23 protein-coding genes are annotated in these 24192 nt (G+C 72.8%); 13 read left to right on the forward strand and 10 right to left on the reverse strand.

Going from position 1 to position 24192, the window contains the following annotated elements:
• Positions 1-118: 118 nt before the first annotated feature.
• Positions 119-610: a GtrA family protein gene (locus VGN18_RS04810; protein WP_327538509.1), complete on the forward strand. Its 492-nt coding sequence runs from the start codon at positions 119-121 to the stop codon at positions 608-610.
• A gap of 58 nt (positions 611-668) precedes the next feature.
• Here VGN18_RS04810 and VGN18_RS04815 read toward each other — a convergent pair whose 3' ends face one another.
• The 4 genes from VGN18_RS04815 to VGN18_RS04830 form a co-directional block, all read right to left on the reverse strand.
• Positions 669-1142, reverse strand: coding sequence for a hypothetical protein (locus tag VGN18_RS04815; protein ID WP_327538510.1), 474 nt, complete (start codon positions 1140-1142; stop codon positions 669-671).
• Between the two features lie 77 nt (positions 1143-1219).
• Positions 1220-2503, reverse strand: coding sequence for an RNA polymerase sigma factor (locus VGN18_RS04820; protein WP_327538511.1), 1284 nt, complete (start codon positions 2501-2503; stop codon positions 1220-1222).
• Positions 2500-2922 (reverse strand): YciI family protein, encoded by a 423-nt coding sequence (locus tag VGN18_RS04825; protein ID WP_327538512.1) that lies wholly within the window; start codon positions 2920-2922, stop codon positions 2500-2502. The genes VGN18_RS04820 and VGN18_RS04825 overlap by 4 nt, the downstream gene beginning before the upstream one ends.
• A 98-nt stretch (positions 2923-3020) precedes the next feature.
• Positions 3021-3416, reverse strand: coding sequence for a hypothetical protein (locus VGN18_RS04830; RefSeq protein WP_327538513.1), 396 nt, complete (start codon positions 3414-3416; stop codon positions 3021-3023).
• A 308-nt stretch (positions 3417-3724) separates the two neighbouring features.
• Here VGN18_RS04830 and VGN18_RS04835 point away from each other — a divergent pair, with 308 nt between their 5' ends.
• Positions 3725-4303, forward strand: coding sequence for a TetR/AcrR family transcriptional regulator (locus tag VGN18_RS04835; RefSeq protein ID WP_327538514.1), 579 nt, complete (start codon positions 3725-3727; stop codon positions 4301-4303).
• 3 nt (positions 4304-4306) lie between these two features.
• On the opposite strand, the gene hrpA is transcribed toward VGN18_RS04835, so the two are convergent.
• Complete coding sequence (gene hrpA, locus VGN18_RS04840; protein ID WP_327538515.1) at positions 4307-8278, reverse strand: ATP-dependent RNA helicase HrpA; 3972 nt, start codon at positions 8276-8278, stop codon at positions 4307-4309.
• Positions 8279-8402: 124 nt separating this feature from the next.
• Between hrpA and VGN18_RS04845 the strand changes: the two genes are divergently transcribed.
• The gene (locus VGN18_RS04845) at positions 8403-9623 is read left to right on the forward strand and encodes a peptidoglycan-binding domain-containing protein (RefSeq protein WP_327538516.1); all 1221 of its coding nucleotides are present in this window, start codon (positions 8403-8405) and stop codon (positions 9621-9623) included.
• An 8-nt stretch (positions 9624-9631) separates the two neighbouring features.
• Here VGN18_RS04845 and VGN18_RS04850 read toward each other — a convergent pair whose 3' ends face one another.
• Complete coding sequence (locus VGN18_RS04850) at positions 9632-10261, reverse strand: maleylpyruvate isomerase family mycothiol-dependent enzyme (RefSeq protein WP_327538517.1); 630 nt, start codon at positions 10259-10261, stop codon at positions 9632-9634.
• Between the two features lie 60 nt (positions 10262-10321).
• On the opposite strand from VGN18_RS04850, the gene VGN18_RS04855 reads away from it, so the two are divergent.
• Entirely contained in the window at positions 10322-10612 is a 291-nt protein-coding gene (locus VGN18_RS04855) for a hypothetical protein (RefSeq protein ID WP_327538518.1), read from the forward strand.
• On the opposite strand, the gene VGN18_RS04860 is transcribed toward VGN18_RS04855, so the two are convergent.
• Entirely contained in the window at positions 10613-11290 is a 678-nt protein-coding gene (locus VGN18_RS04860) for an alpha/beta fold hydrolase (RefSeq protein WP_327538519.1), read from the reverse strand.
• On the reverse strand, positions 11287-11790 hold the full coding sequence (locus VGN18_RS04865; RefSeq protein ID WP_327538520.1) for an OsmC family protein: 504 nt from the start codon (positions 11788-11790) through the stop codon (positions 11287-11289). The genes VGN18_RS04860 and VGN18_RS04865 overlap by 4 nt, the downstream gene beginning before the upstream one ends.
• 83 nt (positions 11791-11873) lie before the next feature.
• Between VGN18_RS04865 and VGN18_RS04870 the strand changes: the two genes are divergently transcribed.
• The 4 genes from VGN18_RS04870 to VGN18_RS04885 all read left to right on the forward strand — a co-directional run bounded on the left by VGN18_RS04870 (position 11874) and on the right by VGN18_RS04885 (position 17401).
• Positions 11874-12566: a hypothetical protein gene (locus VGN18_RS04870; RefSeq protein WP_327538521.1), complete on the forward strand. Its 693-nt coding sequence runs from the start codon at positions 11874-11876 to the stop codon at positions 12564-12566.
• A 44-nt stretch (positions 12567-12610) separates the two neighbouring features.
• Positions 12611-14191, forward strand: coding sequence for a hypothetical protein (locus VGN18_RS04875; RefSeq protein ID WP_327538522.1), 1581 nt, complete (start codon positions 12611-12613; stop codon positions 14189-14191).
• A gap of 120 nt (positions 14192-14311) precedes the next feature.
• Positions 14312-14980 carry a hypothetical protein gene (locus tag VGN18_RS04880; RefSeq protein ID WP_327538523.1) on the forward strand — a complete coding sequence of 223 codons (669 nt, stop codon included), beginning with the start codon at positions 14312-14314 and terminating at the stop codon, positions 14978-14980.
• A gap of 12 nt (positions 14981-14992) precedes the next feature.
• The gene (locus VGN18_RS04885; RefSeq protein ID WP_327538524.1) at positions 14993-17401 is read left to right on the forward strand and encodes a hypothetical protein; all 2409 of its coding nucleotides are present in this window, start codon (positions 14993-14995) and stop codon (positions 17399-17401) included.
• Positions 17402-17408: 7 nt separating this feature from the next.
• On the opposite strand, the gene VGN18_RS04890 is transcribed toward VGN18_RS04885, so the two are convergent.
• Positions 17409-17861 (reverse strand): flavodoxin family protein, encoded by a 453-nt coding sequence (locus VGN18_RS04890; RefSeq protein ID WP_327538525.1) that lies wholly within the window; start codon positions 17859-17861, stop codon positions 17409-17411.
• A 21-nt stretch (positions 17862-17882) separates the two neighbouring features.
• Entirely contained in the window at positions 17883-19160 is a 1278-nt protein-coding gene (locus VGN18_RS04895; RefSeq protein WP_327538526.1) for a S53 family peptidase, read from the reverse strand.
• Positions 19161-19292: 132 nt separating this feature from the next.
• Between VGN18_RS04895 and VGN18_RS04900 the strand changes: the two genes are divergently transcribed.
• From VGN18_RS04900 to VGN18_RS04920, 5 genes are all read left to right on the forward strand, one after another.
• On the forward strand, positions 19293-20543 hold the full coding sequence (locus VGN18_RS04900) for an APC family permease (protein ID WP_327538527.1): 1251 nt from the start codon (positions 19293-19295) through the stop codon (positions 20541-20543).
• Positions 20544-20571: 28 nt separating this feature from the next.
• Positions 20572-21732 (forward strand): DUF5685 family protein, encoded by a 1161-nt coding sequence (locus VGN18_RS04905; protein ID WP_327538528.1) that lies wholly within the window; start codon positions 20572-20574, stop codon positions 21730-21732.
• Positions 21733-21764: 32 nt separating this feature from the next.
• On the forward strand, positions 21765-22487 hold the full coding sequence (locus tag VGN18_RS04910; protein ID WP_327538529.1) for a PIG-L deacetylase family protein: 723 nt from the start codon (positions 21765-21767) through the stop codon (positions 22485-22487).
• Positions 22488-22635: 148 nt separating this feature from the next.
• A complete protein-coding gene (locus VGN18_RS04915) occupies positions 22636-22959 on the forward strand; it encodes a YciI family protein (RefSeq protein WP_327538530.1) in 324 nt (107 codons plus the stop codon).
• Positions 22956-24173, forward strand: a complete 1218-nt coding sequence (locus VGN18_RS04920; protein WP_327538531.1) for an RNA polymerase sigma factor — start codon at positions 22956-22958, stop codon at positions 24171-24173. The genes VGN18_RS04915 and VGN18_RS04920 overlap by 4 nt, the downstream gene beginning before the upstream one ends.
• Positions 24174-24192 lie beyond the last annotated feature (19 nt).

Here is a 24192-nt window from a genome sequence, read left to right on the forward strand (position 1 = left end):
CGTGGCCGTCGCGGGGCCGGGAGCGGACCGCACAACGCCCGGCCGGTTTCGATCAGCCTGGCTCGGGGCTGTGCGCGCACCTGGCCCGGAACACCCGCGGCGGTACAGTTGCGCAGTCATGACAACGCTCCGGCCTTCCTCCCTGCGCGATCACCTGCGCGGGTCCTGGCGCATCCTGCTCAAGGAACTGACCGCGTTCGGCCTCATCGGCGCGCTCGCGCTCGTGATCGACGTCGGGCTGTTCACCGCACTGTCGCCGCACGGTGCCCTCAAGGCCAAGGCGGTTTCGACCGCCGTCTCGACGACCTTCGCCTACTTCGGCAACCGCCACCTGTCGTTCTCGCACCGTGCCCGCACGAGCCTGGGCCGCGAGACCGCCACCTTCTTCGGCATCAACCTGATCACGCTCGTGTTCTCCGAGCTGATCATCGCCCTGTTCGTCTACCCGCTGGGCTACGACCATGCGAGCGGCATGGTCGCCTTCATCAACCTGGTGACGATCGGGCTGGGCACGATCTTCCGATTCTGGGCCTACAAGCGGTTCGTGTTCCTGCACCCGGACAAGGTGCACGCCCACGACGTCGACCTGGACGAGGAACTCGCCGAGTAGTCGGTCCCGCCGGCCCCTCCGCCGCTATACCGATCAATCGCCTCCGCCGCTATACCGATCAATCGCCTCCGCCGATGTCTGTCTGGTACGCCTCGTAGACGAGGTCGGCCCCCCGCTGGCGGTGCCGCACGAGGTGACCCAGCAGCCGGGTCGCGCGCTCGCGCAGCTCGGCGACGTCGGCGGGCGCGACCGGCGGCGAGCTGTCGGCCACCAGCATCGCGATCTCCTCGGCGATCTGGGCGTGCTCGGCGGTCAGTGCCCCGACGGCGTTCGCCAGCCGCAGGTCCCCGCCGAGGATCGACTGGTGCAGCCCGTGCGGGCCCTCGGTCACCTCGACGTGTGCGCCGAAATCGCCGGCCACGGTGAGCAGGACGTCGTGGACCGCCTCACCCCAGACGACGGCCCGCCCGGCCGCGGGGGCGGCCAGCGTGTTCTCCAGGCTGTTGAGGGTCTCGCGGAGCTCGGCCCGGCGGATGCGGACGGCGTCGAGCTCGGTGCGGGTCGCAACGTCGGGGCTGACGGACGGATCCATGGCGCCTCCCGGGGGCTCGCCCCCATCGTTACCCGGGCCTCGGCTCCCGTCTACCCCGTCGCGGCGCGCCCAGCGGATTACTGGAGGGAACAGTCCGCGGCCCGCGCGAGGAGCAGGTCGCGCTCCTGCTCGTTGGCGGTCATCCCGGCCGCCCGCTCGAACTCGACCCGCGCCTCGGGCAGGCGCCCCAGCTTGTGCAGCAGGTCGCCCCGGACGGCGGGCACGAAGTGGTAGTTCCGCAGCGCCGGCACGTCGTCGGCGATCAGGTCGTCGACGACGGCAAGCCCGGCCAGCGGCCCGTCGGCCATGGAGACCGCGACCGCGCGGTTCAGCTCGACGATCGGGGATTCGGTGGCCTCGACGAGCTCGCCGTAGAGCGAGGCGATGCGCACCCAGTCGGTGGCCTCGGCCGAGCCGGCCCGGGCGTGGCAGGCGGCGATCGCGGCCTGCAGCACGTAGAGCCCGTGCGGGTCGAGGGTCTCGGCCCGGGCGAGCGCGGCCAGGGCGTGGGCGATCAGGGTGTGGTCCCAGCGGCTGCGGTCCTGGTCGAGCAGCGTGATGGGCGAGCCGTCGCGCGCGACCCGGGCCCGCAACCGCGACGCCTGGATCTCCATGAGCGCGACGAGCCCGTGCGTCTCGGCGGCGCCGGGCGAGAGCGCGGCCAGCATCCGGCCGAGCCGCATGGCCTCCTCGCACAGCACCGGACGCGTCCACGTCGCCCCCGACGACGCGGTGTACCCCTCGTTGAACATCAGGTAGACGACCTCGAGCACTGCGGCGAGGCGGCCGACGAGCTCGTCGCCGATCGGGACCTCGAACGGCACGCCGGCGTCGGCCAGCGTCTTCTTGGCCCGGGTGATGCGGGCCGCCATGGTCGGCGTCGTGACCAGGAACGCGCGGGCGATCTCCTCGGTCGTCAGGCCGCCGACCATCCGCAGCGTGAGCGCCACCCGGGCCTCGGCCGGCAGCACGGGATGGCAGGCGGTGAACATCAGCCGCAGCACGTCGTCGGACACGTGCGGCTCGATCTCGATGTCGCTCATCGGATCCTCGCTCAGCGTCGGGTTCGCGGCACTCGCGTCGCGCCCGATCTCCTCGAGCTTGCGTTCGTAGGTGACCTGGCGGCGCACGCCGTCGACCCAGCGACGCCGGGCCACGGCGGTGAGCCAGGCGCCCGGGTTGTCCGGGACGCCCGACTCGGGCCACTGTTCGAGCGCGGCGACCAGCGCGTCCTGCGCGAGGTCCTCGGCCAGCCCGACGTCGCGCACGGTGCGGGCCAGGCCCGCGATGAGCCGGGCCGCTTCGATGCGCCAGACGGCTTCGACCCGTCTGACCGCGGCGGCGGGGTCCGCCGGGCTCACGCGCGGTCGGCGACCTGGTCCCGCAGGGCCTGCTCGCGCTCGCGCAGCTCCGGGGTCAACGCGTCGCCGAAATCCTCGGCCTCGAAGACCGGGCGCACCTCGACCTCGGCGTCGACGAAGGGCGAGCGCTGCAACCACTCGACCGCCTCCTCCAGCGAGGCGACCTGCCAGATCCAGTAGCCGGCGACGAGCTCCTTGGTCTCGGCGAACGGTCCGTCGATCACGGTCGACGCCGTGTCCTTGCCGCGGAAGCGCACCCGCTTGCCCTGGGAGCTGTCCTTGAGCCCGTCGGCGGCGAGCAGGACGCCGGCCTTGACCAGCTCCTCGTTGAACTTGCCCATCTCGTTGAGCTGGTCGGCGGTGGGCAGCACGCCCGCCTCGGACTCCTCGCTGGCCTTGACCAGAACCATGACTCGCATCTCGATCTCCTCGCTCTCCGGCGCCGGATCAGCCCGGCCTCACGAACGCGTCGAACGTCCGGCCCGGAATTCGACAGCACGGCCAAGATACGTTCCGATCAGCGCCGCTCCCGCCGCCAGACGATCTTCAGGCCCGACCAGTCGGCGTCGATCGCCGCGACCTTCACGTCGACCAGGCCGAGCGGCAGGACGCACTCGCGGATCGCGTTCTCGCTCAGGTCGCTGACGTGACCGGCGGCGCGCCGGGGCCAGGCGATCCAGAGCGCGCCGGCCGGTCGGATGGCGTCGGACCAGGCGGCCACCCGGCCGGGCAGGGCGTCGACCGAGCGGACGAACGCGATGACGACGTCGGCCGGTTCACCCTCGGCCACGGCTTCGACCGGCGGCGGGTCCTGCAGCGTCCACCCCGCGGGCGGGTCGTCGAGTCCGAGCCGGGTGCCGGGGCGCAGGCCGAGCTTGCGCGCCTGCGGCGTGCCCGAGTAGCCGGACGTCATGGCGTCACTATCGCGCAGGAGGCGGCCTCGCGGTCGGCGGAGGAGGGGTGCTGCCGAAGCGGCGGAAGATACGGCGCGTACGCCGGCAACCCCCCAGGCGTTGCCACGGGAGCGAGCACCACACCCGTGACCCAGTTGCCAGCGCCAGGACACAACACCCCGAGCACCGCCGCCCCGACAGCCCGTCCGGCGGCAACAACGCGGTTGCACGCATCCCCCGATGCGCGTGCCACGCGTTCTCGTCACCACGGACTGAGGCGACGGTAGCAGCCGTTTGAACATCGTTCAATGGCCGTTACTGTGCGCATGTGGATGCACGAGCAATCACCCTGGCCGCGCTCGACGTGCTCGACGAGCTCGGCTTCGAGGGATTCACCATGCGAGCGGTCGCGACCCGACTCGACGTGCAGGTCGGCGGCCTCTACTACCACTTCCCGGACAAGGCCCAGCTGATCCAGGCCATGACCGACGAGCTGTGTTCGCGGATGACCGCGAGCGACCCCGAGGGCGACTGGCACACCCAGGCCGTGGCGCAGTGCCGGCAGATGAGGCACGCGATGCTGGCCATCCGGGACGGCGCCCGGCTGCTGGTCACCGGCCCGTTCGTGGGCAGCTCGGTGGCGCTGCAGGTGTTCGAGCACCTGCTGACGATCCTCGCCTCCGGGGTCGAGGACGACCGGCTCGGCATCGCCGGCGAGACGCTCGTCGGCTACATCATCGGCTACGTGCTGCAGGAACAGGCCTCGGCGGCGATCGGTCCGGAGCCGCTGCTCGAGTCGATCTCGCCGGTCGAGCACCCGACGATCGTCCAGCAGTACGGCTCGATCCCGGCCGACGACCGCTTCACCTCCGCGATCGAGGCGATCATCGCCGGCTTCGAGAAGTAGCTGCTACGGGCTGATCGCGTCGATCGCGCGGTAGATGCGCTTCTCGCTGACCGGGCGCGCCGTGCCGAGCTGCTGGGCCCACAGGCTGACCCGAAGTTCCTCGATGAGACGGCCGACGTCGCGGACGTCCTCGGCCGCGGACCGGGTCGCCGGCAGCGCCGCCACCAGCTCGTCGTAGACCTCCTGCACCTGGTGCACCCGGATCATCCGGCCGCGGTCGGCCTCGACGTCGCGCGGCAGGAGTTCGAGGCGACGCTGCATGGCCGTGACGTAGCGGGCGAGGTCGGCGAGGTGGGCGCGGCCGGTGCGGGCGACGAAGCCCACGGGCAGCAGCCGGCGGAACTGGTCGCGGATGTCGGCGATCGCGTCGGCGTGCGGCTTCGGGGGTTGGGCGGGTAGCGCCAGCCGTACCTCGTGCGCGGCGGCCAGCACCTTCTCGACGAGCCCGACCACGGCGGCGGTCTCGCCGGGCAGCCGGTCGGCCACGCGGGTGCGGACGTCGTGGAACTCGGCCCGGCTCCACGGCGCGGCGCTGGTCAGCGCGTCGACGGCGGCGTCGGCGCAGTCGTCGAGCAGCGCCGGCAGCGAGCCGTCGGGATTCGTGCCGAGCACCAGCCGGGCCCGGGTCGACAGCGTCCGCTCGACGCTCTTGACCGGGGACGCGACGGCGAGGCGCAGCAGCCGGCGTACCCCGAGCCCCATCGCGGCCCGCTGCTCGGCCGGCGAGGCGAACACGCGGATGCCGACGGAGGTGCCCTCGTCGACGAAGGCGGGGAATCCCCGGACGGCGTGCGCGCCGCTGGTGCGCTCGACCACGCGCGGCAGCGGGTCGAGGTCGCCGGGCCAGGCCGTCAGGCCGGTGCGTTCGAGCTCGCCCGCGACGGCGGCGGCCACCGCCGCGCGCACCGGCGCGGCCAGCTCGGCCTGCAGCGCCGGGAGGTCCTTGCCCGTCGCGACGACGGTGCCGTCGGCGGCCTCGACGGCGAAGGTGATGCGCAGGTGCGTCGGCAGCTTGTCGAGGTCGAAGGCGGTGATCGGGACGAGCACGCCGGTGCGCCGCTGCAACTCACGCTGCACGCCGTCGAGCAGCGGCTCCTGCCCCGGGGTCAGCTCGGCCAGCACGGCCCGGGCGGTGTCGGGCACGGGCACGAAGTTGCGGCGCAGGTCCTTCGGCAGCGCGCGGAGCAGGGCGATGACGAGCTCCTCGCGCAGCGCGGGCACCTGCCAGGCGAACTCGTCGCCGCCGAGGCGGGCCAGCACGTCGACCGGCACGTGCACGGTGACACCGTCGTCGGCGGCGCCCGGCTCGAAGCGATAGCTGACCGGCAGCGCCAGGTCGCCGGCCTGCCAGACGTCCGGGCTCTCGGCGTCGGCCTCCTCGTGCCGCAGCAGGTCGTCGCGGGTGAGCGTCAGCAGGTCGGGCGTCTCGTGCCGCGCCGACTTCCACCACGCGTCGAAGTGCCGGCCCGAGACGACGTCGGCCGGCACGCGGGCGTCGAAGAACGCGTAGACCTCCTCGTCGCCGACGAGCAGGTCGCGGCGGCGGGCCCGCTCCTCGACCGCCTCGAGCTCGGCCCGCAGCGCCTCGTTGGCGGCGAAGAAGCGGTGCCGGGTCGTCCAGTCACCCTCGACGAGCGCGTGCCGAAGGAACAGGTCACGGGCCTCGGCGGGCTCGACGCTCGCGTAGCCGACGCGGCGACGCGGTACGAGCGGCAGCCCGTAGAGCGTCACCCGCTCGTAGGCCATGGCCGCGCCGCGCTGGGCGTCCCAGTGCGGCTCGCTGTACGAGCGGGCAACGAGGTGGCCGGCGATGCGCTCGACCGCCTCCGGCTCGATGCGGGCGGCTGTACGACCGAACAGCCGGCTCGTCTCGACGAGGTCGGCCACGACGATCCAGCGCGGCGGTCGCTTGGTGAGCACCGAGCCGGGCGCGAGGACGAAAAGGGAGTTGCGGGCGCCGGCATACTCGCGCGACGGCCGCTGACCGCGAGCACTGCTCTCGGACTTGCGAGCAGTGCTCTCGGTCGGCTCCTCGCGCTGACCGATGTGCGACAGGAGCCCGGCGAGCAGGGCGGCGTGCACCCGGTCAGCCGGGGCCCGCTCACCCGGATCGGCCTCGACGATGTCCAGTCCGCGAGCGATCGCACGCAGCTGGCCGACGAGGTCCTGCCACTCGCGGATGCGCAGGTAGTGCAGGAACTCGTCGCGGCACATGCGGCGGAACTGGTTGCCCGATCGCTCCTGCCGCTGCTCGCGCAGGTAGTCCCACAGGTTCAGGAAGGAGATGAAGTCGGAGAACTCGTCGGCGAACCGGGCGTGCTTCTGCTTGGCCGCCTCCTCGCGGTCGGACGGCCGCTCACGCGGGTCGGGGATCGACAGCGCGGCGGCGATGACCAGCACCTCGCGCACGCAGCCCTCGTCGGCCGCCTGCAGGATCATCCGGCCGATGCGCGGGTCGACCGGCAGCTGCGCGAGGCGACGTCCGACGGTGGTGATCGCGCCCTCGGAGTCGAACGCGCCGAGCTCCTGCAGCAGGGTGGTGCCGTCGCGCACGCTGCGCTTGTCGGGCGGGTCGACGAACGGGAAGTCGGCGACGTCGCCGAGCTGCAGCGCGGCCATCTGCAGGATCACCGACGCGAGGTTCGTGCGCAGGATCTCCGGCTCGGTGTAGCGCGGGCGCGCCTCGAAGTCGGCCTCGCTGTAGAGCCGGATCGCGATGCCGTCGGCAACCCGGCCGCACCGCCCGGCCCGCTGCGACGCCGAGGCCTGCGAGATCGGCTCGATGGGCAGCCGCTGCACCTTGGTGCGGCGGCTGTAGCGCGAGATGCGGGCGGTGCCCGGGTCCACGACGTAGTGGATGCCGGGCACGGTCAGCGACGTCTCGGCCACGTTCGTGGCGAGCACGATGCGACGCCCGGTGTGCGGCTCGAAGACACGCTGCTGCTCGGCCGTGGGCAGGCGCGCGTACAGCGGCAGCACCTCGGTGGTGTTCTCGTCGAACTCGGCCCGCAGCGCCTCGGCGGTGTCGCGGATCTCCCGCTCCCCGGACAGGAAGACGAGCACGTCACCCGGCAACTCATGTTCGAGCTCGCGGACGGCATCGACGATCGCCTCGGTCTGGTCGCGCATCTCGCTGCGATGCACGACGTCGTGATCGGGGTCGTCAGGGTCGTCGTCCTCCCGATCGGGGAGGTCGGGTTCGAGCGGCCGGTAGCGAATCTCGACCGGGTAGGTGCGACCCGACACCTCGACGATCGGCGCATCGCCGAAGTGGGTGGCGAAGCGTTCGGGCTCGATCGTCGCGCTGGTGACGATCACCTTGAGATCGGGACGCCGCGGCAGCAGTTGGGCGAGGTAGCCGAGCAGGAAGTCGATGTTGAGGCTGCGCTCGTGGGCCTCGTCCAGGATGAGGGTGTCGTAGCGCAACAGGCGGCGGTCGCGCTGCATCTCGGCGAGCAGGATGCCGTCGGTCATCAGCTTCACGAGCGTGCGGTCGCTCGCCTGATCGGTGAAGCGGACGGTGTAGCCGACGGCCTCGCCCAGCGGGGTGTGCAGCTCGTCGGCGATGCGCTGGGCGACGGTGCGGGCGGCGAGCCGGCGGGGCTGGGTGTGGCCTATCGTGCCGCGGATGCCGCGCCCGAGCTCGAGGCAGATCTTGGGCAGCTGCGTCGTCTTGCCCGAGCCGGTCTCGCCGGCGACGACCACGACCTGGTTCTCCCGGATGGCAGCGGCGATGTCGTCGCGCCGTGCGCTCACCGGCAGGTCGGGGTAGGTGATCGTCGGGACGGCCGCCTCGCGGGTGGCGATCACCTGCTCGCCACGGGCGATCTGCTCACCCAGCTTGGCCAGCTCGCGGTCGCGGTTCCCCGCCCGGCGCAGCTGTTCCAGGCGGCGCCGGATGCGGGCCTCGTCGCGCAGCGTCAGCCCACTCAGCCGGGCGCGCAGCTCGCCGGGCGTGAGGGACGGAGCGGACACTCGGTCCACGATATGCGGCCCGGCCGACCCGATTCGCCACGAGTTCGCGTATCAGCGCCGCCGGGTGCGACTCCTCCCTCGCGAGCACGGCCACGAGGCCCCCGGCAGGAGAAGGAGAACGGTCATGGGCGGATTGATCGAAGAGGGCGAGCACATCGTCAACCGGGTCATCGACCCCACCCTCGACGCGGCCGGGGAGGAGATCCGCGACTACCTGCTGCCCGGGCACGGGAACCACCCCAGCACGCCGCCGCCCGCTGCCGGCCCGACCAACGTCTACAACGGCCCGGTCACGATCACCAACTCCGACAGCCACAACGACAGTCACAACACTTCGGACAGCCACAACAGCTCGGTCGACGTCACGACCTCGGACAGCCACAACACGACGTCGTCCGACAGCCACAACGTCACGACCGCCGACAGCCACAACACGTCGGACAGCCACAACACCGACTCGCACAACACCGACTCGCACAACACCCGCGGCAGCGGCGGCACGCCGCCCGGCAACAGCGGCGGCAGCCACTACGGCCCCGGCTACCTCGGCCCGGGCAGCCACGGCCTCGAGGTGTCGCGCTGGCAGGAGCAGCTCAACCAGGTCATGGGCACATCCCTGACCGTCGACGGCGCCTTCGGGCACGCCACCCAGGCTGCGACGATCCAGTTCCAGCAGGCCTACGGTCTCGCCGCCGACGGCGTCGTCGGCCCGCAGACCGAGGGCATGATGCAGAGCCTGTTCGCCACGACGGCGCAGACCGACCAGCCCGGCTACGGCGACCAGGCGGTGTCCCCGGGCGCGCCCTACCACCCGTCGACGCACGGGCAGTTCGACCCGAACCAGCACGGCGCGTTCCACCCGGACAGCCATGGCGCGTTCCACCCCGACGTCCACGGTCAGTTCAACCCGAACGTGCACGGCGAGTTCCACGCCGAGATGCACGGCCAGTTCGACCCGAACGTGCACGGGACCTTCCACCCCGACTGGCACGGCCAGTTCAACCCGTACATGCACGGCGGCTACCACCCGCAGTGGCACGGCGAGTTCCACCCGGACACGCACGGCCAGTTCCACCCGCAGTCCCACGGCGACTTCCACCCCGACACGCACGGGCCCTTCCACCCACAGGTGCACGGCGCTTATGACAAGCAGCTACACGGCGAGTACCACCCTGACGTGCACGGGCAGTTCCACCCGGAGACCCACGGGCAGTTCCACCCGGACGTCCACGGCGCGTATCACCCGGACGTCCACGGGAAGTTCGACAAGCAGCTGCACGGCGAGTTCGACGAGTCGACGCACGGCAGCTACCACCCCGAGCTGCACGGCGAGCTCGTCACCTGAGTCGGGGTCTACAGCCGGGCGGCGAGCACGTCGCGACCTGGTCCGCCGAGGGCGGCAAGCGTCGCGCGCCGCCCGGTGACGGCCATGATGAGGTCGGCCGCGCGACCGGTGACCGCCTGGCCCTCGCCCCAGCGCCGGTGGAGGTCGGTCGGCTGCAGGCTGAGGCCGTCGAGCAGGCCGCGCGGGACGAAGCCGTAGGGCGACGCGGCGAGGAAGTCGAGCGCCACCTCGAGATCGACGGCCGGCGGCGCGTACGGCAGCCCGAGCGGGATGCGGATGTCACCGCCGTGGACGAGCAGGTCGACCAAGGGCCCGGCGGCCCCGACACGCGGCGGACGCTTGCGGCTCTCGGCGTGGGTGCGCAGGTTCGCCGCGACCTCGGCCACCGGCGCCTTCGCCAGCTGCCGCGCCACGGCGTCGTTGGCCCGATGGAAGCTGCCGCGGTTCTTGAGCAGGGCGAGCGCGAACTTCTGCGGCGGGACGAGGGGCAGCACGGTCAGGTGCGCGGCGACGGTGCGCACGTCCCACTTTCCGCACAGGCTCGGCGTCGCCAGCTGGGTCTCGTCCAAGGTCTCGAGCAGGTCGGCGAGGGCCCGCCGGTGCTCGGCGCAGCGCTGCACTATCTCCGAGGTCTCCACCCGCGCAGTATGTCGTCACAGCCGTGTCCGCGCCGGACAAGATCGGGGTAGGCCCCAGCCATGACCGAACCCACTGATCAGCAGATCCCGGCCGAGCCGCACGACGGCATCGACGCCTTCAACAATCCCGACGCCCGCGCCTACGAGGAGAACCAGAGCTCGCCGCTCGCCCGCGCCTCGGCCGGTGGGCCGCCGCCGACCGACGCGCCGCCCGCCGGCGAGGCACCCGAGGTCGGTGGCACCGGCGCCGGCGACCCGCTCGAGGGCGTGCGTATCACTGACGAGGACGCCGCCGAGGCGGTCGACGGCGACGACGGACCCGAGCACCCCGGGGTACGTCGCTCGAGCTGATCACGCGTCCAGGTAGCTCGCCAGCCGGTCGGCCAACTCGGCCGGCCGGCTGAGCGCGACGAGGTGCCCGCCCGGCATCACGTCGGCCTCGAGGCCCAGCCGCTCGCGGGCGACCCGACGCTGGAACTCGACCGGGAAGAAGCGGTCGTCGGCGCCGGCCAGCACGTGGATCGGGACGTCGGGCCAGCGCTCGAACTCGCACGGCTGGCCGAACGGGGTGTCCGACGGGCCACGCTGCTCGGACGCCCCGCTCGCCGCCACGTCGTCCGGGACGTCGTGCAGGAAGTGCGTGACCTCGTCGAAGTCGGTGCCGCGGCCGGCGGCCTCGTCGGCGGCGAGCCGCGCTTCGGGCTGTCCGGTCGCCTCCCACCACGCCCCCGGCGTCTCGCCCGGCAGCGGCACCATCGCGTTCAGCAGCACGATCATGCGGACCGGCACCCGGGCCGCCACCATCGGCACGGTGAAGCCGCCCATCGACTGGCCGACCAGGACGAGGTCGTCGCGGTCGTCGCCGATCGCGGCGAGCGTGATGTCGGAGTATTCGGGCAGCCCGAGGTCCGGGTCGTCCTCACGGATGTCGACCGCGACGGCCGAGTGGCCGCGCCGCTCGAGCTCGGGTACGAGCCGGTGCCAGTACCACCCCGCGCCCCCTGCTCCCGGGACGAGGACGAACCTCATGCCGACATCGTGGCGTGCACCGGCGGCGCGCTCCGGATCGTCTGGAGCACCACGCAGTAGCGCTCGGTGAGCTTGTGCAGGGTGGCGAGCTGGTCGGCGTCCGCGTCGGTGTCGAGGTCGAAGGTCAGCCGGATGTCGGTGAAGCCGACGGGCGCGGCCTTGTCCACTGCGAGCGTGCCGCGGAAGTCGAGGTCGCCCTCGGCCCGCACGGTGCCACCGCGGACGTCGAGCCCGAGCGAGGTGGCGACCGCGCGGAGCGTCACGCCGGCGCAGGCGACGAGCGCCTCGAGCAGCATGTCGCCCGAGCAGAGCTGGGTGCCGTCACCCCCGGTCGCGGGGTGCAGGCCGGCCTCGGCCATCGCGCGTCCGGTCTCGAGTGAGCACGAGACGCCCTCGCCCAGCCGGCCCGTGGCCGAGAGCGTGATCCGCGCGGCGTCCGGGTCGTCGCGGTAGCGCTGCTTGAGCGGATCCTGGATCTCGCGGAGCGTCGGTGTCGTCATCGCCCCGACGCTAGTCCGGCGGGCCGGCTCGCGACACGCCGGAGCCGATTGACGATTTAGAACGCCTGTTCGATGATTGAGTGATGCTCGACGTCGCGATCCGCAAGCCGGACGGCAGCACCGCTGTCGACTGGCAGCACGTCGGCGTCCGCACGGCTCCCCCGCTGCCGGTCGCCCCGGCGCTGCACACCATCCTGCCCGACGGCCTGCGCCGCGGCAGCACGGTCAGCGTCGCCGGCTCGATGTCCCTGCTGCTCGCGCTGCTCGGCGCCGCCTCGGCCGACGGCGCCTGGGCCGCGCTCGTCGGGTTCCCGCGGATCAGCGCCGAGGCGGCGCGCGAGTACGGCATCGACCTCGCCCGGCTCGCGCTCGTCCCCGATCCCGGCCTGGTCCAGGGCGGGTGGACCACGGCGGTCGGCGCCCTGCTCGACGCCGTCGACATCGTGGCTGCCCGGCCGCCGCGGGGGCGCGGGGTGGTGCCGGGCGACGTCCGGCGCCTCGCCGCCCGCGCCCGCAGCAAGGACGCCGTGCTCATGCCCTACGTGCTCGATCCGGCCGGCTGGCCCGGCGCCGACGTGCGCCTGCAGGCCGTCGGCGGCGAGTGGACCGGCATCGGCGCCGGCACCGGCCGGCTGCGGGCCCGCCGGGTCGAGGTCACCGCCGGCGGCCGCGGCCCCGCCGCCCGCTCCCGCTCGGCCAGCCTGTGGCTCCCCGCCCCCGGCGGCGGCATCGACGAAGCCACCCCGCTCGCTCCCGTCATCGATCTCGCCGGTTAGCAGCTGATCTTCATGCCCACATCCGGCCCCAGCCCCGTCCGACCATGAAGATCGACGAGGGGACGGCGGCGCCTCCCCGGCGGATCAGTGTCTGGTGTCCTGACTGGCCGGTCACCACGGCTCGGATCGAGGCTGGTCTCGAGCCGGAGACCCCGGCCGCCGTCGTCACCGCGAACCGGGTGGTCGCGTGCTCGCACTCGGCGCGGGCCCACGGGGTGCGGCGCGGTCTGCGGCGGCGCGAGGCACAGGCCCGCTGCCCCGAGCTTGCGGTGCTGGGCCGTGACGAGTCGGCCGAGGCGCGCACCTTCGAGCCGGTCGTGGCCGCGCTCGAGGCGATCGCACCCGGCGTCGAGATCACCCGGCCCGGGCTGGCCGCGATCGGCGTGCGCGGCCCGACCCGCTACTTCGGCGGCGAGACCGGGGTGCTGCACGCGCTGTCCCGCGGGGTGGCCGGCCTGCCTGCGCTGGGCGGGGCCGACCTCCTCATCGGCATCGCCGACGGCTCGTTCGCGGCCGAGCAGGCAGCCCGTCGCGGGCTGATCATCGACCCCGGCGGCTCGCCCGCGTTCCTCGAGAACCTGCCGATCGAGACGCTCGACCCGTCCGGTGCGTCCCCGCTGATCGACCTGCTGCGCCGCCTCGGCATCCGCACCCTCGGCGCCTTCGCCGCGCTGCCGGGCGCCGACGTCCTGGCCCGCTTCGGGCCCGTCGGCGTGTGGGCGCACCGCGAGGCGAGCGGGCGTGACGACCGTCCGCTGTCGGCCCGCCGGCCGCCGGTCGAGTTCACCGTCACCCTCGATCTCGAACCGGCCGTCGACCGCGTCGACACCGTCGCGTTCTCGGCCCGCGGCATCGCCGAGCAGTTCGTCACCGACCTCGGCGCGCACGGGCTGGCCTGCACCTGCCTCGAACTGCAGGCGCTGAGCGAGAACGGCGAGGAGACCGTGCGGCGCTGGCGGCACGCCGGGGTGCTGTCCACCGTCGACGTCCTCGACCGGGTGCGCTGGCAGCTCGAGGGGTGGCTGTCCGGGAACCACCGGCCGACCGGCGGCGTCAGCCGGGTGCGGCTGGTGCCGCTCGAGGTCGTGCCCACCGGCACCCACCAGCAGGCGCTCTGGGGTGGCTCGGGCGCCGAGGACGAGCGGGCCGCCCGCGCGCTGGCGCGGGTGCAGACCCTGCTCGGCCACGGTTCGGTGCTGACCCCGGTGCTCGACGGCGGCCGCGACCCCGGTCAGCGCACCCGCCTCGTGCCGTGGGGCGACGAGCCGCTGCCGCTGCACTCGCCCGAGCAGCCCTGGCCCGGACAGCTCCCCGCGCCGGCACCGTCGGTGCTGCTCGACCCGCCGCGTCCGGCCCAGGTGCTCGACGCGTCGCGCCGGCCGGTGCGCGTCACCGAGCGTGGCGCGATGCCGGCCCCGCCCGAGCTGTTCGCGATGGGCAGTGACACCCCGGTCGCCGTCGCGTCGTGGGCCGGGCCGTGGCCGGTCGACGAGCGGTGGTGGAGCCCCGAGTCGGCCCGGCGGGTCGTCCGCTGCCAGATCGTCGACGTCCGGGGCCGGGCCTATCTCGTCACCGGGTCGATGGACGACACCCCGCGCTGGCAGGTCGACGCGATCTACGACTGAGCGATGCACGCCACGCCCGGAGATCATCTCTTCGTGTGAATTCGACGTGCACCGCGGGTAGTGCTCACAGCGATCACGACACCACGGGCCACAACTGCCCGCCCGGGAGGGAGAACCGACATGAGCGCAGACCTGAATCCGATCAGTGCCGCCGAGCTCGAGGCGGAGTCCGGCACCGCGCTGCCGGACAAGGAGGTCATGTCGCTGCTCGATCTCAACGCCAACCTCGACCTGGCTCTCGACGTCGCGGCGCCGATCGACCTCGCCGTCGGCGCGAACGCCAACGTCGCCGCGCCGATCAACGCCTCGGTCGGCGCGAACGTCCTCTCGCTCGACTCGAGCGCCGGCGCGGAGGCGCTGCAGGCATCGGAGGTCCACCAGGGCGTCGTCGGCGACGCGACGGCGACGTCGCACCAGCTCAGCGGCATCGACCAGGGCACCCAGCCGGTCGACGGCTCGACCACGCCCGCCGGCTCGCCCGCCCCGGCCGGCGGGTCGACCGCCCCGGCGGTCTCCACCCCGGATCCGAGCTCGCCCGGAGCACTCGACGGGAACCTGCTCAACGTCAACGTCAACCTCAACGGCGACCTGCACATGGCGGCCCCGATCGACGGCGCGGTGGCGGCCAACGCGAACGTCGCCGCGCCGATCGACGCCTCGGTCTCGGCCAACGTCGGCTCGGTCGGTTCCGACGCGACGGCCATCGCGCACCAGTCGAGCATCATCGACCAGAGCATCGACGGCAACGCGTCGGCTACGGCCGACCAGAGCTCGAACATCAAGCAGTAACGCGTCACGCGAGTGACCGCCCTCGACCACCATCCCGCGGGTGCTGACGACGACCGGACGACGTCGTCGTCAGCGCCTGCGTCCACGCTGGACGCGCCGGAGGACCGGATTCCCCGGCGCGCGGCCGACCTGCAGCTCATCGGCGAGATGCCCGGCTCGGGCTATCGCGCGGCCCCGTCGTTGGTGCGCCGCGGGGACGGGCAGACCCTGCAGCTCACCGCGCTGCTCTACCTCGTGCTCGAGTCGATCGACGGCACGCGGGACTACGCCGAGGTTGCCGAGGTCGTCAGCGAGCGCTTCGGCCGCCTCGTCACCGGTGACCAGATCCAGGGCCTCGTCGACGGCAAGCTGCGTCCACTCGGGGTCGTCTGCAAGGCCGACGGTTCCGAACCGGAGGTCCGCAAGGCGAACCCCCTGCTCGCCCTGCGTTTCCGCGCCGTCGTCTCCGACCCCGCGGTCACCCGGCGGATCACCGCTCCGTTCGCGCGCCTGTTCAACCCGCTCGTCGTCGTCGCGGTGCTCGTCGCGTTCGTACTCGTCTGCAAGTGGGTGCTGTTCGACCGCGGGCTCGGTTTCGCCGCCCATCAGGCGTTCGCGCGACCCGGGCTGCTGCTGACCGTCTTCGCGATCACCGTCGTCTCGGCCGGCTTCCACGAATTCGGTCACGCCGCCGCCGCCCGCTACGGCGGCGCCACCCCCGGCGCCATGGGGGCCGGCCTGTATCTCGTTTGGCCCGCCTTCTACACCGACGTCACCGACAGCTATCGCCTCGGCCGGGCCGGTCGGCTCCGCACCGACCTCGGCGGGCTGTACTTCAACGCCCTGCTCTCCGTCGTCATGTTCGGGCTGTGGGCGGTCACGGGCTGGGACGCCCTGCTGCTCGTCATCGGCGCCCAGATCATCCAGATGGTGCGGCAGTTGCCGCCCATGGTGCGCTTCGACGGCTACCACATCCTGGCCGACCTCACCGGCGTCCCCGACCTCTTCCACCGCATCAAGCCGACGCTGGCCGGCCTGAACCCGCGCCGGTGGGGCAGCCCCGAGTCGAAGGTGCTCAAGCCGTGGGCGAAGGCCGTCGTGACGGTGTGGGTACTCCTCGTCGTGCCGCTGATGGTGCTGACGGTGCTCGTCACGCTGGTCACCCTCCCCCGCGTCCTCGCCAGCGCGGCCGCGAGCGTGCGCACGCAATGGACCGGCATGTGGACGATGTTCGGCGACGGCGACGTGCCCGGCGGGCTCGCCAAGCTGCTCGGCGTCATCGCGGTCGGGCTGCCGATCTTCGGCATCGCCTACATCCTCACGCGGTCGGTGAAGCAGCTGGCCCGCAAGGTCTGGACGGCGACGGCCGGCCAGCCGGTCAAGCGCGCGGTGGCGCTTGTGGTCGCGGCGGCCGTCGTCGCCGCGCTCGCCTTCGTCTGGTGGCCCCGAGGCAACTACCGGGTGATCCAGTACTACGAGCGCGGCACGGTGCAGGACGCCGTGGCGGCCGCGTTCCATCCCGGCTCGATCGGCGCCGGATCGGCGTCCGGCCTGGCGGTAGGCCGCCAGGCATCGGCGACCACGGTGTGGCCCGCCGGCGCCGGCGCGCTGCCCACCCGGCAGAAGCCGGCGCTGTCACTGGTGCTCGTCCCCCGCTCGCGGACTACGCCGGCCGGCACCCCGGCCCCGACCTGGGTGTTCCCGTTCAACCGCCCGCGGCCGCCCGGCCTCGGCGACAACCAGAGCCTGGCTGTGAACACGAAGGACGGATCGGTCGTCTACGACGTCGCGTTCGCGATGGTGTGGGCCGACCACGACACCGTGCTGAACAAGAACGAGGCGTACGCGTTCTCGAGCTGCCGGAACTGCCGCACGACCGCGGTCAGCTTCCAGATCGTGCTGATCGTCGGCCACGCGAGTGTGGTCGTTCCGCAGAACATCGCCGGTTCGGTGAACTACAACTGCATCTCGTGCCTGACGCAGGCCCTGGCCCTGCAGCTCGCAGTCACGCTGCCCAACGTGCCGGGCACCGCCGAGACGCACGACATCACCGAACTGTGGCGGCAGATCTACGCGTTCAGCAAGACACTCACCTCGCTGCCGTTCACCGAGATCCAGCAACGCCTGGCCGACTACGAGAAGCAGATGCTCGCGGTGATCGACAAGTACGCGCCGCCGAAACCGGCTCCGACCGGAGCCGCCGCGTCGACGACGGCCGCGCCGTCCGCGCCGTCCGGGGCGGCGTCGACGGGGACGGGAGCCGGCCCGGGCGATCCGTCCGATCCGGCGATCTCGACCGCGCCCGCAGTCCCGGTTCCCGGGTCGGCGGGCAGCACGTCGACCGACAGCGGTGCCGGCGCGAGCACCTCCGGTTCGCCCACCTCCGCGTCCTCGACGGACGCCCCGGCCAGCTCGTCACCGGTGGCGCCCGCCTCGCCGTGACGTCGTCTCAGCCGAGCAGCGACGCCGCGACCGTCGCGCCGAGTTCCCAGCACGCCGCGGTGGCCGCCCTGTCCGCCCCGCCGACGACGGTCACCGGCTTCACGACCTGCTCCCAGCCGAGGCCCTTCGTGATCGACTCGGCCGCCCGGACCGCGCCGGCCGTGTCGTTGTTGCCATGCACGTACAGCCCGTAGGGCGCGCCCGGCTTGGCCGTCAACGTCGGGTAGTAGATGCCGTCGAAGAAGTGCTTCATCGCACCGGACAGGTAGCCGATGTTGGCCGGCGTCCCCAGCACGAAGCCGTCGGCCTCGAGCACGTCGACCGGCGACGCGGTGAGTGCCGGCCGCACCCGCACCTCGACGCCCTCGATGCCGTCGGCCGACGTCCCCGAGAGCACTGCTTCCAGAAGCTCGTGCAGGGTCGGCGACGTGGTGTGGTGGACGACGAGCAGGACGGGCACGAGGCCAATCTACAAACGGTCCTAGAACCCGCCGAGGCCGTTCGGCGTGCCGAAGCCGGTCGGGCCGTCGTACCCGGCGGTGCCGGTGCACAGGTAGCTGCCGCCGCAGCTGCCGTTCGAGCCCGAGGTCACGTCGAACAGCGACCCGGTGTGCGAGTACGGGTACGAGCCGGCCGTGACCGGGTTGCCGGCGAGTGCGTAGACCGAGGCGATGATCGGCGACGACAGGCTGGTGCCCCCGACCTGGGCCCACCCGTCGAGGCCCTGTCCCAGCCCGAGGCCGAGCAGCAGGTCGCACAGCGCCGAGGTGCCGCAGCTGTTGTAGGTGTCGTAAACGCCGAGCCCGGAGGCCGGGTCGGCATCGGCCGCGACGTCGGCGACGGTGCGCTTCGCACAGCCGGGGTCGTGCTGCCATGACGGCTTGGGCTCGTAGGCCGAGCAGCCGCTGCCGGCACCCGACCAGACCGTCTCGTTCCAGCCCCGCGCGTTGCCCGCCGCCGTCAGGGTGGTGCCCCCGACCGCGGTGACGTACGGCGACGACGCCGGCCACGAGACCCCGTAACCCGAGTCGCCGCTCGAGGCGGTGATGGCGACGCCGGGGTGGTTCAGGTGGCTGTCGGCGGCCAGGATCGTGGAGTCCTCGGCGCCGCCGTAGCTGTTCGACACGGCGACGGCGCCGAGTCGGACCGCGGTGTCGACGGCGGTCATCAGCGGCGTGGTGTCCGGGGTGCTCGCCTCGACGAGCAGGATGTGGCAGTCGGGGCACGTGGCCGAGACGGCGTCGAGGTCGAGGCTGATCTCCTCGGCCCAGCCGTAGTCACCGGCCGGCAGCGGCGACGCCGCACCGTTCTGGTTCACCTTGCGGAAGCAGCCGTTCGCGGTCGTGCACGCCGGCAGGCCGTAGGCGGTGCGGTAGGTGGCGAGGTCGGACTCCGCGTTCGGGTCGTCGTAGGCGTCGACGATCGCGACCGTGCGGCCGTTGGCGTGCAGGCCGGCCAGTTTGTAGGCCGACTGGAGCTGAACCGGCCCGAGCCCCACCGGACCCGCCATGATCCTCGGCCCGATCGCCCCGGACGCCGTCCGCACGCGACCGAAGCACGTCGCCGCGACCGCCGCCCGCGGGTGAGCGGCCGGCAGCAGCTGCTGCGACACGCGGTTCACCGGATTGGCGCAGCCGAAGTCCGCGAACGAAGCCGGACCGGAGCGAGCGGCGACCGCCGGGGGCGCGACCGCGGCGGTCACCGCGGCGACGAGGGACACGAGCAGCACCAGGCCACGAACTCGGGCGTGAGGGGTCATAGATTCCACCTGACGGTCCTGCGTCGGTGATCGCGCGGCAACGGCGACGCACGGAGACTGACGGCGGTTTGTCGCAAGAGTCGGACATAGCGTGATACCGCCGGAGGGATCCGGCAAGTCGAAAGGGCACCGATGACCCGCACACTGCAACGACGTCTCGGGGTGGGCGACGCCGTCACCGTGGGGCTGGGGTCGATGCTCGGTGCCGGGGTGTTCGCCGCCTTCGGTCCCGCGGCCCGGGCGGCCGGTGCCGGGCTGCTGATCGGGCTCGCCCTCGCCGCGGTCGTGGCCTACTGCAACGCGACGTCGTCGGCCCGCCTGGCCGCGCTCTACCCGGAGTCCGGCGGCACCTACGTCTACGGCCGGCGCCGGCTCGGGCCGTTCTGGGGTCACCTCGCCGGGTGGTCGTTCGTCGTGGGCAAGACGGCCAGTTGTGCCGCGATGGCGCTGACCTTCGCGTCGTACGCCGCCCCGTCCCACCTCCGCCTGGTCGGTGCACTCGCCGTGGCCGCCCTCACCGCACTCACCCTGCGCGGCGTGCAGAAGTCCGCCTTGGCGACGCGGGTGATCGTCGGCGTCGTGCTGGTCGTGCTGCTCCTCGTCGTCGTGGCCTGCCTCGCCGGCGGCACGGCGACGACGGCGCACCTGGAGCTCACCGGCGCCGGTCTGCACGGCGTGCTCCAGGCCGCCGGCCTGCTGTTCTTCGCGTTCGCCGGCTACGCCCGGATCGCCACGCTCGGCGAGGAGGTGCGCGACCCGGCCCGGACGATCCCGCGGGCGATCACCGTCGCGCTCGCGATCGTCGTGGTGGTCTATGCGCTGGTCGCCGTTGCGGCGCTGGCGGCGGCCGGTCCGGCCGTGCTGGCCCACTCGGCCGCGCCGTTGCGCACGGCCGTCGAACTCGGCGACCTGCACCGGCTCGGCCCGGTCGTCCGCATCGGCGGTGCGGTCGCCGCCCTCGGCTCGCTGCTCGCCCTGCTGCTCGGGGTGTCGCGCACGACGCTGGCGATGGCCCGCGACCGGCACCTGCCCGGCGTGCTGGCGTTCGTCCATCCGCGCCATGCCGTTCCCCAGCACGCCGAACTCGCCGTCGGCGCCGTCGTCGTCGTCCTCGTACTCACCGCGGACCTCCGCTCGGCCATCGGCTTCTCCTCGTTCGGCGTCCTCGCCTACTACGCGGTCGCGAACGCGAGTGCCCTCACCCTGCGGGCCGACGAGCACCGACCGCCCCGCTGGCTCCCGGTGCTCGGCGTCATCGGCTGCGTGGTCCTCGCGGCCAGCCTGCCCGCGGTGTCGGTCGTGACGGGCGCGGGCGTCCTGCTGCTCGGCGGCCTCGCCTACCTCGTGACCCGCCGACACGGCGGCGCGTCGACACCAGCATGATCACCTCGGCGCCGCTAACGTGTGATCAATGTTCGGGATCATCCGTCCCTGTCGGAACCGGTTGAGCGAGGAGCTGCGCCTGGCCTGGCTGGCCCACCTGTGCGGCATGTGCCTGTCGCTGCGGGATCGGCACGGCCAGCTCTCGCGCCTGGTCACCAACTTCGACGCCGTCGTCGTCTCCGCCCTCGTCGAGGCCCAGACCGGTACGGACGGGCGTCGCCGCGAGGCCGGCCCCTGCGCGCTGCGCGGAATGCGCTCGGCCTCGGTGGCCGTCGGCGGATCGGCCGAGCTCGCCGCGTCGGTGTCGCTGCTGCTGGCGTCGGCCAAGATCGACGACCACCTCGTCGACGGCGACATCGCCGGAGCGGTGCGGACCCGCGCGGCCCGGGCCGCGGCCGGGCGCTGGTCGCGAGCCGGGCGCGCGAGCGGCGCCGCTCTCGGACTGGACGGCGAACTGCTCCTCGCGGCCGTCGCCGACCAGGCCGACGTCGAGGCGGCACCGCGCAGCATCCTCGAAGTGACGGCGCCGACCGAGACCGCGACCGCCCTCGCCTTCCGGCACACGGCCGTCGTCGCCGAGCAGCCCGGCAACATCGAGGCGCTCGCCGAGGCGGGCCGGTTGTTCGGGCGGGTCGCCCACCTGCTCGACGCCGTCGAGGATCTGCACGCCGACCGAGCGCTCCGGGCCTGGAACCCGATCCTCGCCCTCGGAATCAGCCCCCACGAGCTACGCCGGCTCTGCGACGACGCCGCGCTCGGCATCCGGCTCGCCCTGCGTGACGCCACGTTCGCCGACGGCCGGCTCGTGCACGCCCTTCTCGTGCACGAGGTCACGGCGGCGATCGACCGCACCTTCGCCACCGCCGGTCGACCGGCGCCGCTGACCCCGCCCCCGTCACCGGACCAGCAGCCGCCCGGCGGACCGCCCATACCTCCGGGTACGGGCTGGGAGGCTCCGCCGGAGACGCCGAAGCAGCGCAACCCGGTGCTCGGCTGCCTGGGCTGGCTCGTCGTCTGCGGCACCTGCCAGGCCTGCTGCGCCGGCGAGTTCACCGACCCGTGCAGCGGCCGGAAGCGGGCCGGCCTGTGTCGCGGCGACGGCGGCAGCTCCTGCGGCGACTGCTGGTGCCCCGGCGACTGCGACTGCGACTGTTGTTGCGACGGGTGTGACTGCGACTGCGGCTGCTGACATCGCAGCTTCCCGCGGCGTAGTTTCCGATCATGAGCAGCGAACTCACACCGATCGACGAGAACTGGTCCCGGGGGCTGGCGATCGTCGCGCACCCCGACGACCTGGAGTACGGCACGGCAGCGGCGATCGCGCGCTGGACGAGCCAGGGCAAGCAGATCGTCTACTGCCTGGCCACCAGCGGGGAGGCGGGCATCGACGGGATCGAGCCCGAGCGGTGCGGCCCGTTGCGCGAGCAGGAGGAACGCAACTCGGCGGCCGCGGTCGGCGTCGACACGGTCGAGTTCCTCGGCCATCCCGACGGGATGCTGGAGTACGGGTTGCCGCTGCGGCGCGACATCGCCCGCGCCGTCCGCCGGCATCGCCCCGACGTCGTCATCACGGGCTACTACGGCGAATCCTGGGCTCCGGGAATGGTCAATCAGGCTGACCATATTGCCCTCGGGCGATGCGTCGTCGACGGGGTGCGCGACGCCGGCAACCGGTGGGTGTTCCGCGAGTTGCTCGACGAGGGCCTGGAGCCGGTCAAGGTCTCGACGATCCTGGTCGGCAGCCCCGCCGGCACCCACGGTGTCGACGTCACCGATCACTTCGACGCCGGCGTCGCCTCCCTCGAGGCGCACGGCGAGTACCTGCGGGGTCTGGGCGACCACCCGATGGCCGACCCGCGCGAGTTCCTCGAAGCCTTCGCCCGGCAGACCGGCAGCGGTCTGGGCTGCGCGTTCGGCGTCGCCTTCGAGATCATCACGCCGTGATCAGCCGCGGCCAGCGAGCGGGACTCGGACATCCGATCCTCGCCGCACTGGACAGGAGGCGGGACGGCACTGTCGGATCACGGCGGGGCCGTTCGTAGTAGGGGTGAGCGGCCACCATGAGGGGCCCCGAACGCAGGAGATGAGCCGGATGCAGTACCTGATTTCCGTGATCGACGCCGACGCCGGTATGGCCACTCCCGACGAGGACGCGGCCATCGACGAGTTCAACGACCGACTGAGGGCCGAGGGTTACTGGGTCTTCGCCGGTGGTCTCGGGTCGCACGACAATGCCACCGTCATCGACAACCGCGGGCCGGAAACAGTGATCACCGACGGCCCGTTCGTCGAGACGAAGGAACACCTGGCCGGCTTCTGGATCATCGAGGCGCCCGACCTTGACGTCGCGATCAAGCTCGCCACCGAGGGCTCGAAGGCGTGCAACCGGAAGATCGAGGTCCGTCCCTTCCTATGAGCGACGTCCTCGCCGAGGTTCATCGGGCGGAGTGGGCCCGCCTGGTCGCGACCCTGACCCGGCGCTTCGGTGACCTCGACATCGCCGAGGAGGCCGCGGCCGAGGCGTTCGCTGCGGCCGTCGAGCGCTGGCCGACCGACGGCGTGCCGCCGAATCCCGGCGGCTGGCTGACCACGACCGCCAACCGGCGCGCGATCGACCGGATCCGGCGCGAGAGCAAGCGGGACGACAAGCAGAAGGCGGCGGGGATGCTCTACGACGACGACCCGCCGGCGGCGGAGGACGCGATCGGGGACGAGCGGTTGCGGTTGATCTTCACCTGCTGCCATCCGGCGCTGGGCATGGAGGCCCGCGTGGCCCTCACCCTTCGCCTGATCGGCGGGCTGACCGTGCCCGAGATCGCCCGCGCCTTCCTCATGCAGGAGGCGGCGTTGGGGCAGCGGATCACCCGGGCCAAGGCGAAGATCAAGGCGACGCGCATCCCCTATCGCGTGCCCGCCGCCGAGGACCTGCCGTCCCGCGTCGCCGGCGTTCTCGCCGTCCTCTTCCTGGTCTTCAACGAGGGCTACCTGGCGAGCGGTCCCGACACCGATCCCGTGCGGCACGAACTGACCGCCGAGGCGATCCGCCTCACCCGACTCGTGCGCACACTGCTGCCCGACAACGGCGAGGTGGCCGGGCTGCTGGCGCTGATGCTGCTCACCGAGGCGCGCCGGCCCGCCCGGGTGTCGGCGAGCGGCGAACTCGTCACCCTGGACGAGCAGGACCGGAGCGCGTGGGACGCCGCCCTGATCGCCGAGGGGCACCAGCTGGTGCGCGAGCGGCTGGCCAGCGGGATGGCCCCGGGCCGCTACCAGATCCTCGCCGCGATCAACGCCGTGCACACGTCGGCCCGCCAGGCCCGCGACACCGACTGGTCCCAGATCGTGGCCCTCTACGACCAGCTCGTCCGCGTCGACCCGTCGCCGATCGTCGCCCTCAACCGGGCCGTCGCCGTCGCCGAGCTGGACGGGGCAGAGGTCGCCCTCGCCGCGGTCGGCCGGCTCGCCGATCCGCTGGACGCGTATCACGCCTTCCACGCCACCCGGGCCGAGCTGCTGCGCCGGACCGGCCGCAGCGCCGAGTCGCGCGCGGCCTACGACCGCGCCCTCGAGCTGGCCGGCAACACCGCCGAGACCGCCTACCTGATCCGGCGCCGCGATCAGCTGGGGTAGATGGCCTCTCGCATCATTC

It is taken from the genome of Jatrophihabitans sp. (assembly GCF_036000465.1).
Taxonomy (GTDB): Bacteria; Actinomycetota; Actinomycetes; order Mycobacteriales; family Jatrophihabitantaceae; genus Jatrophihabitans.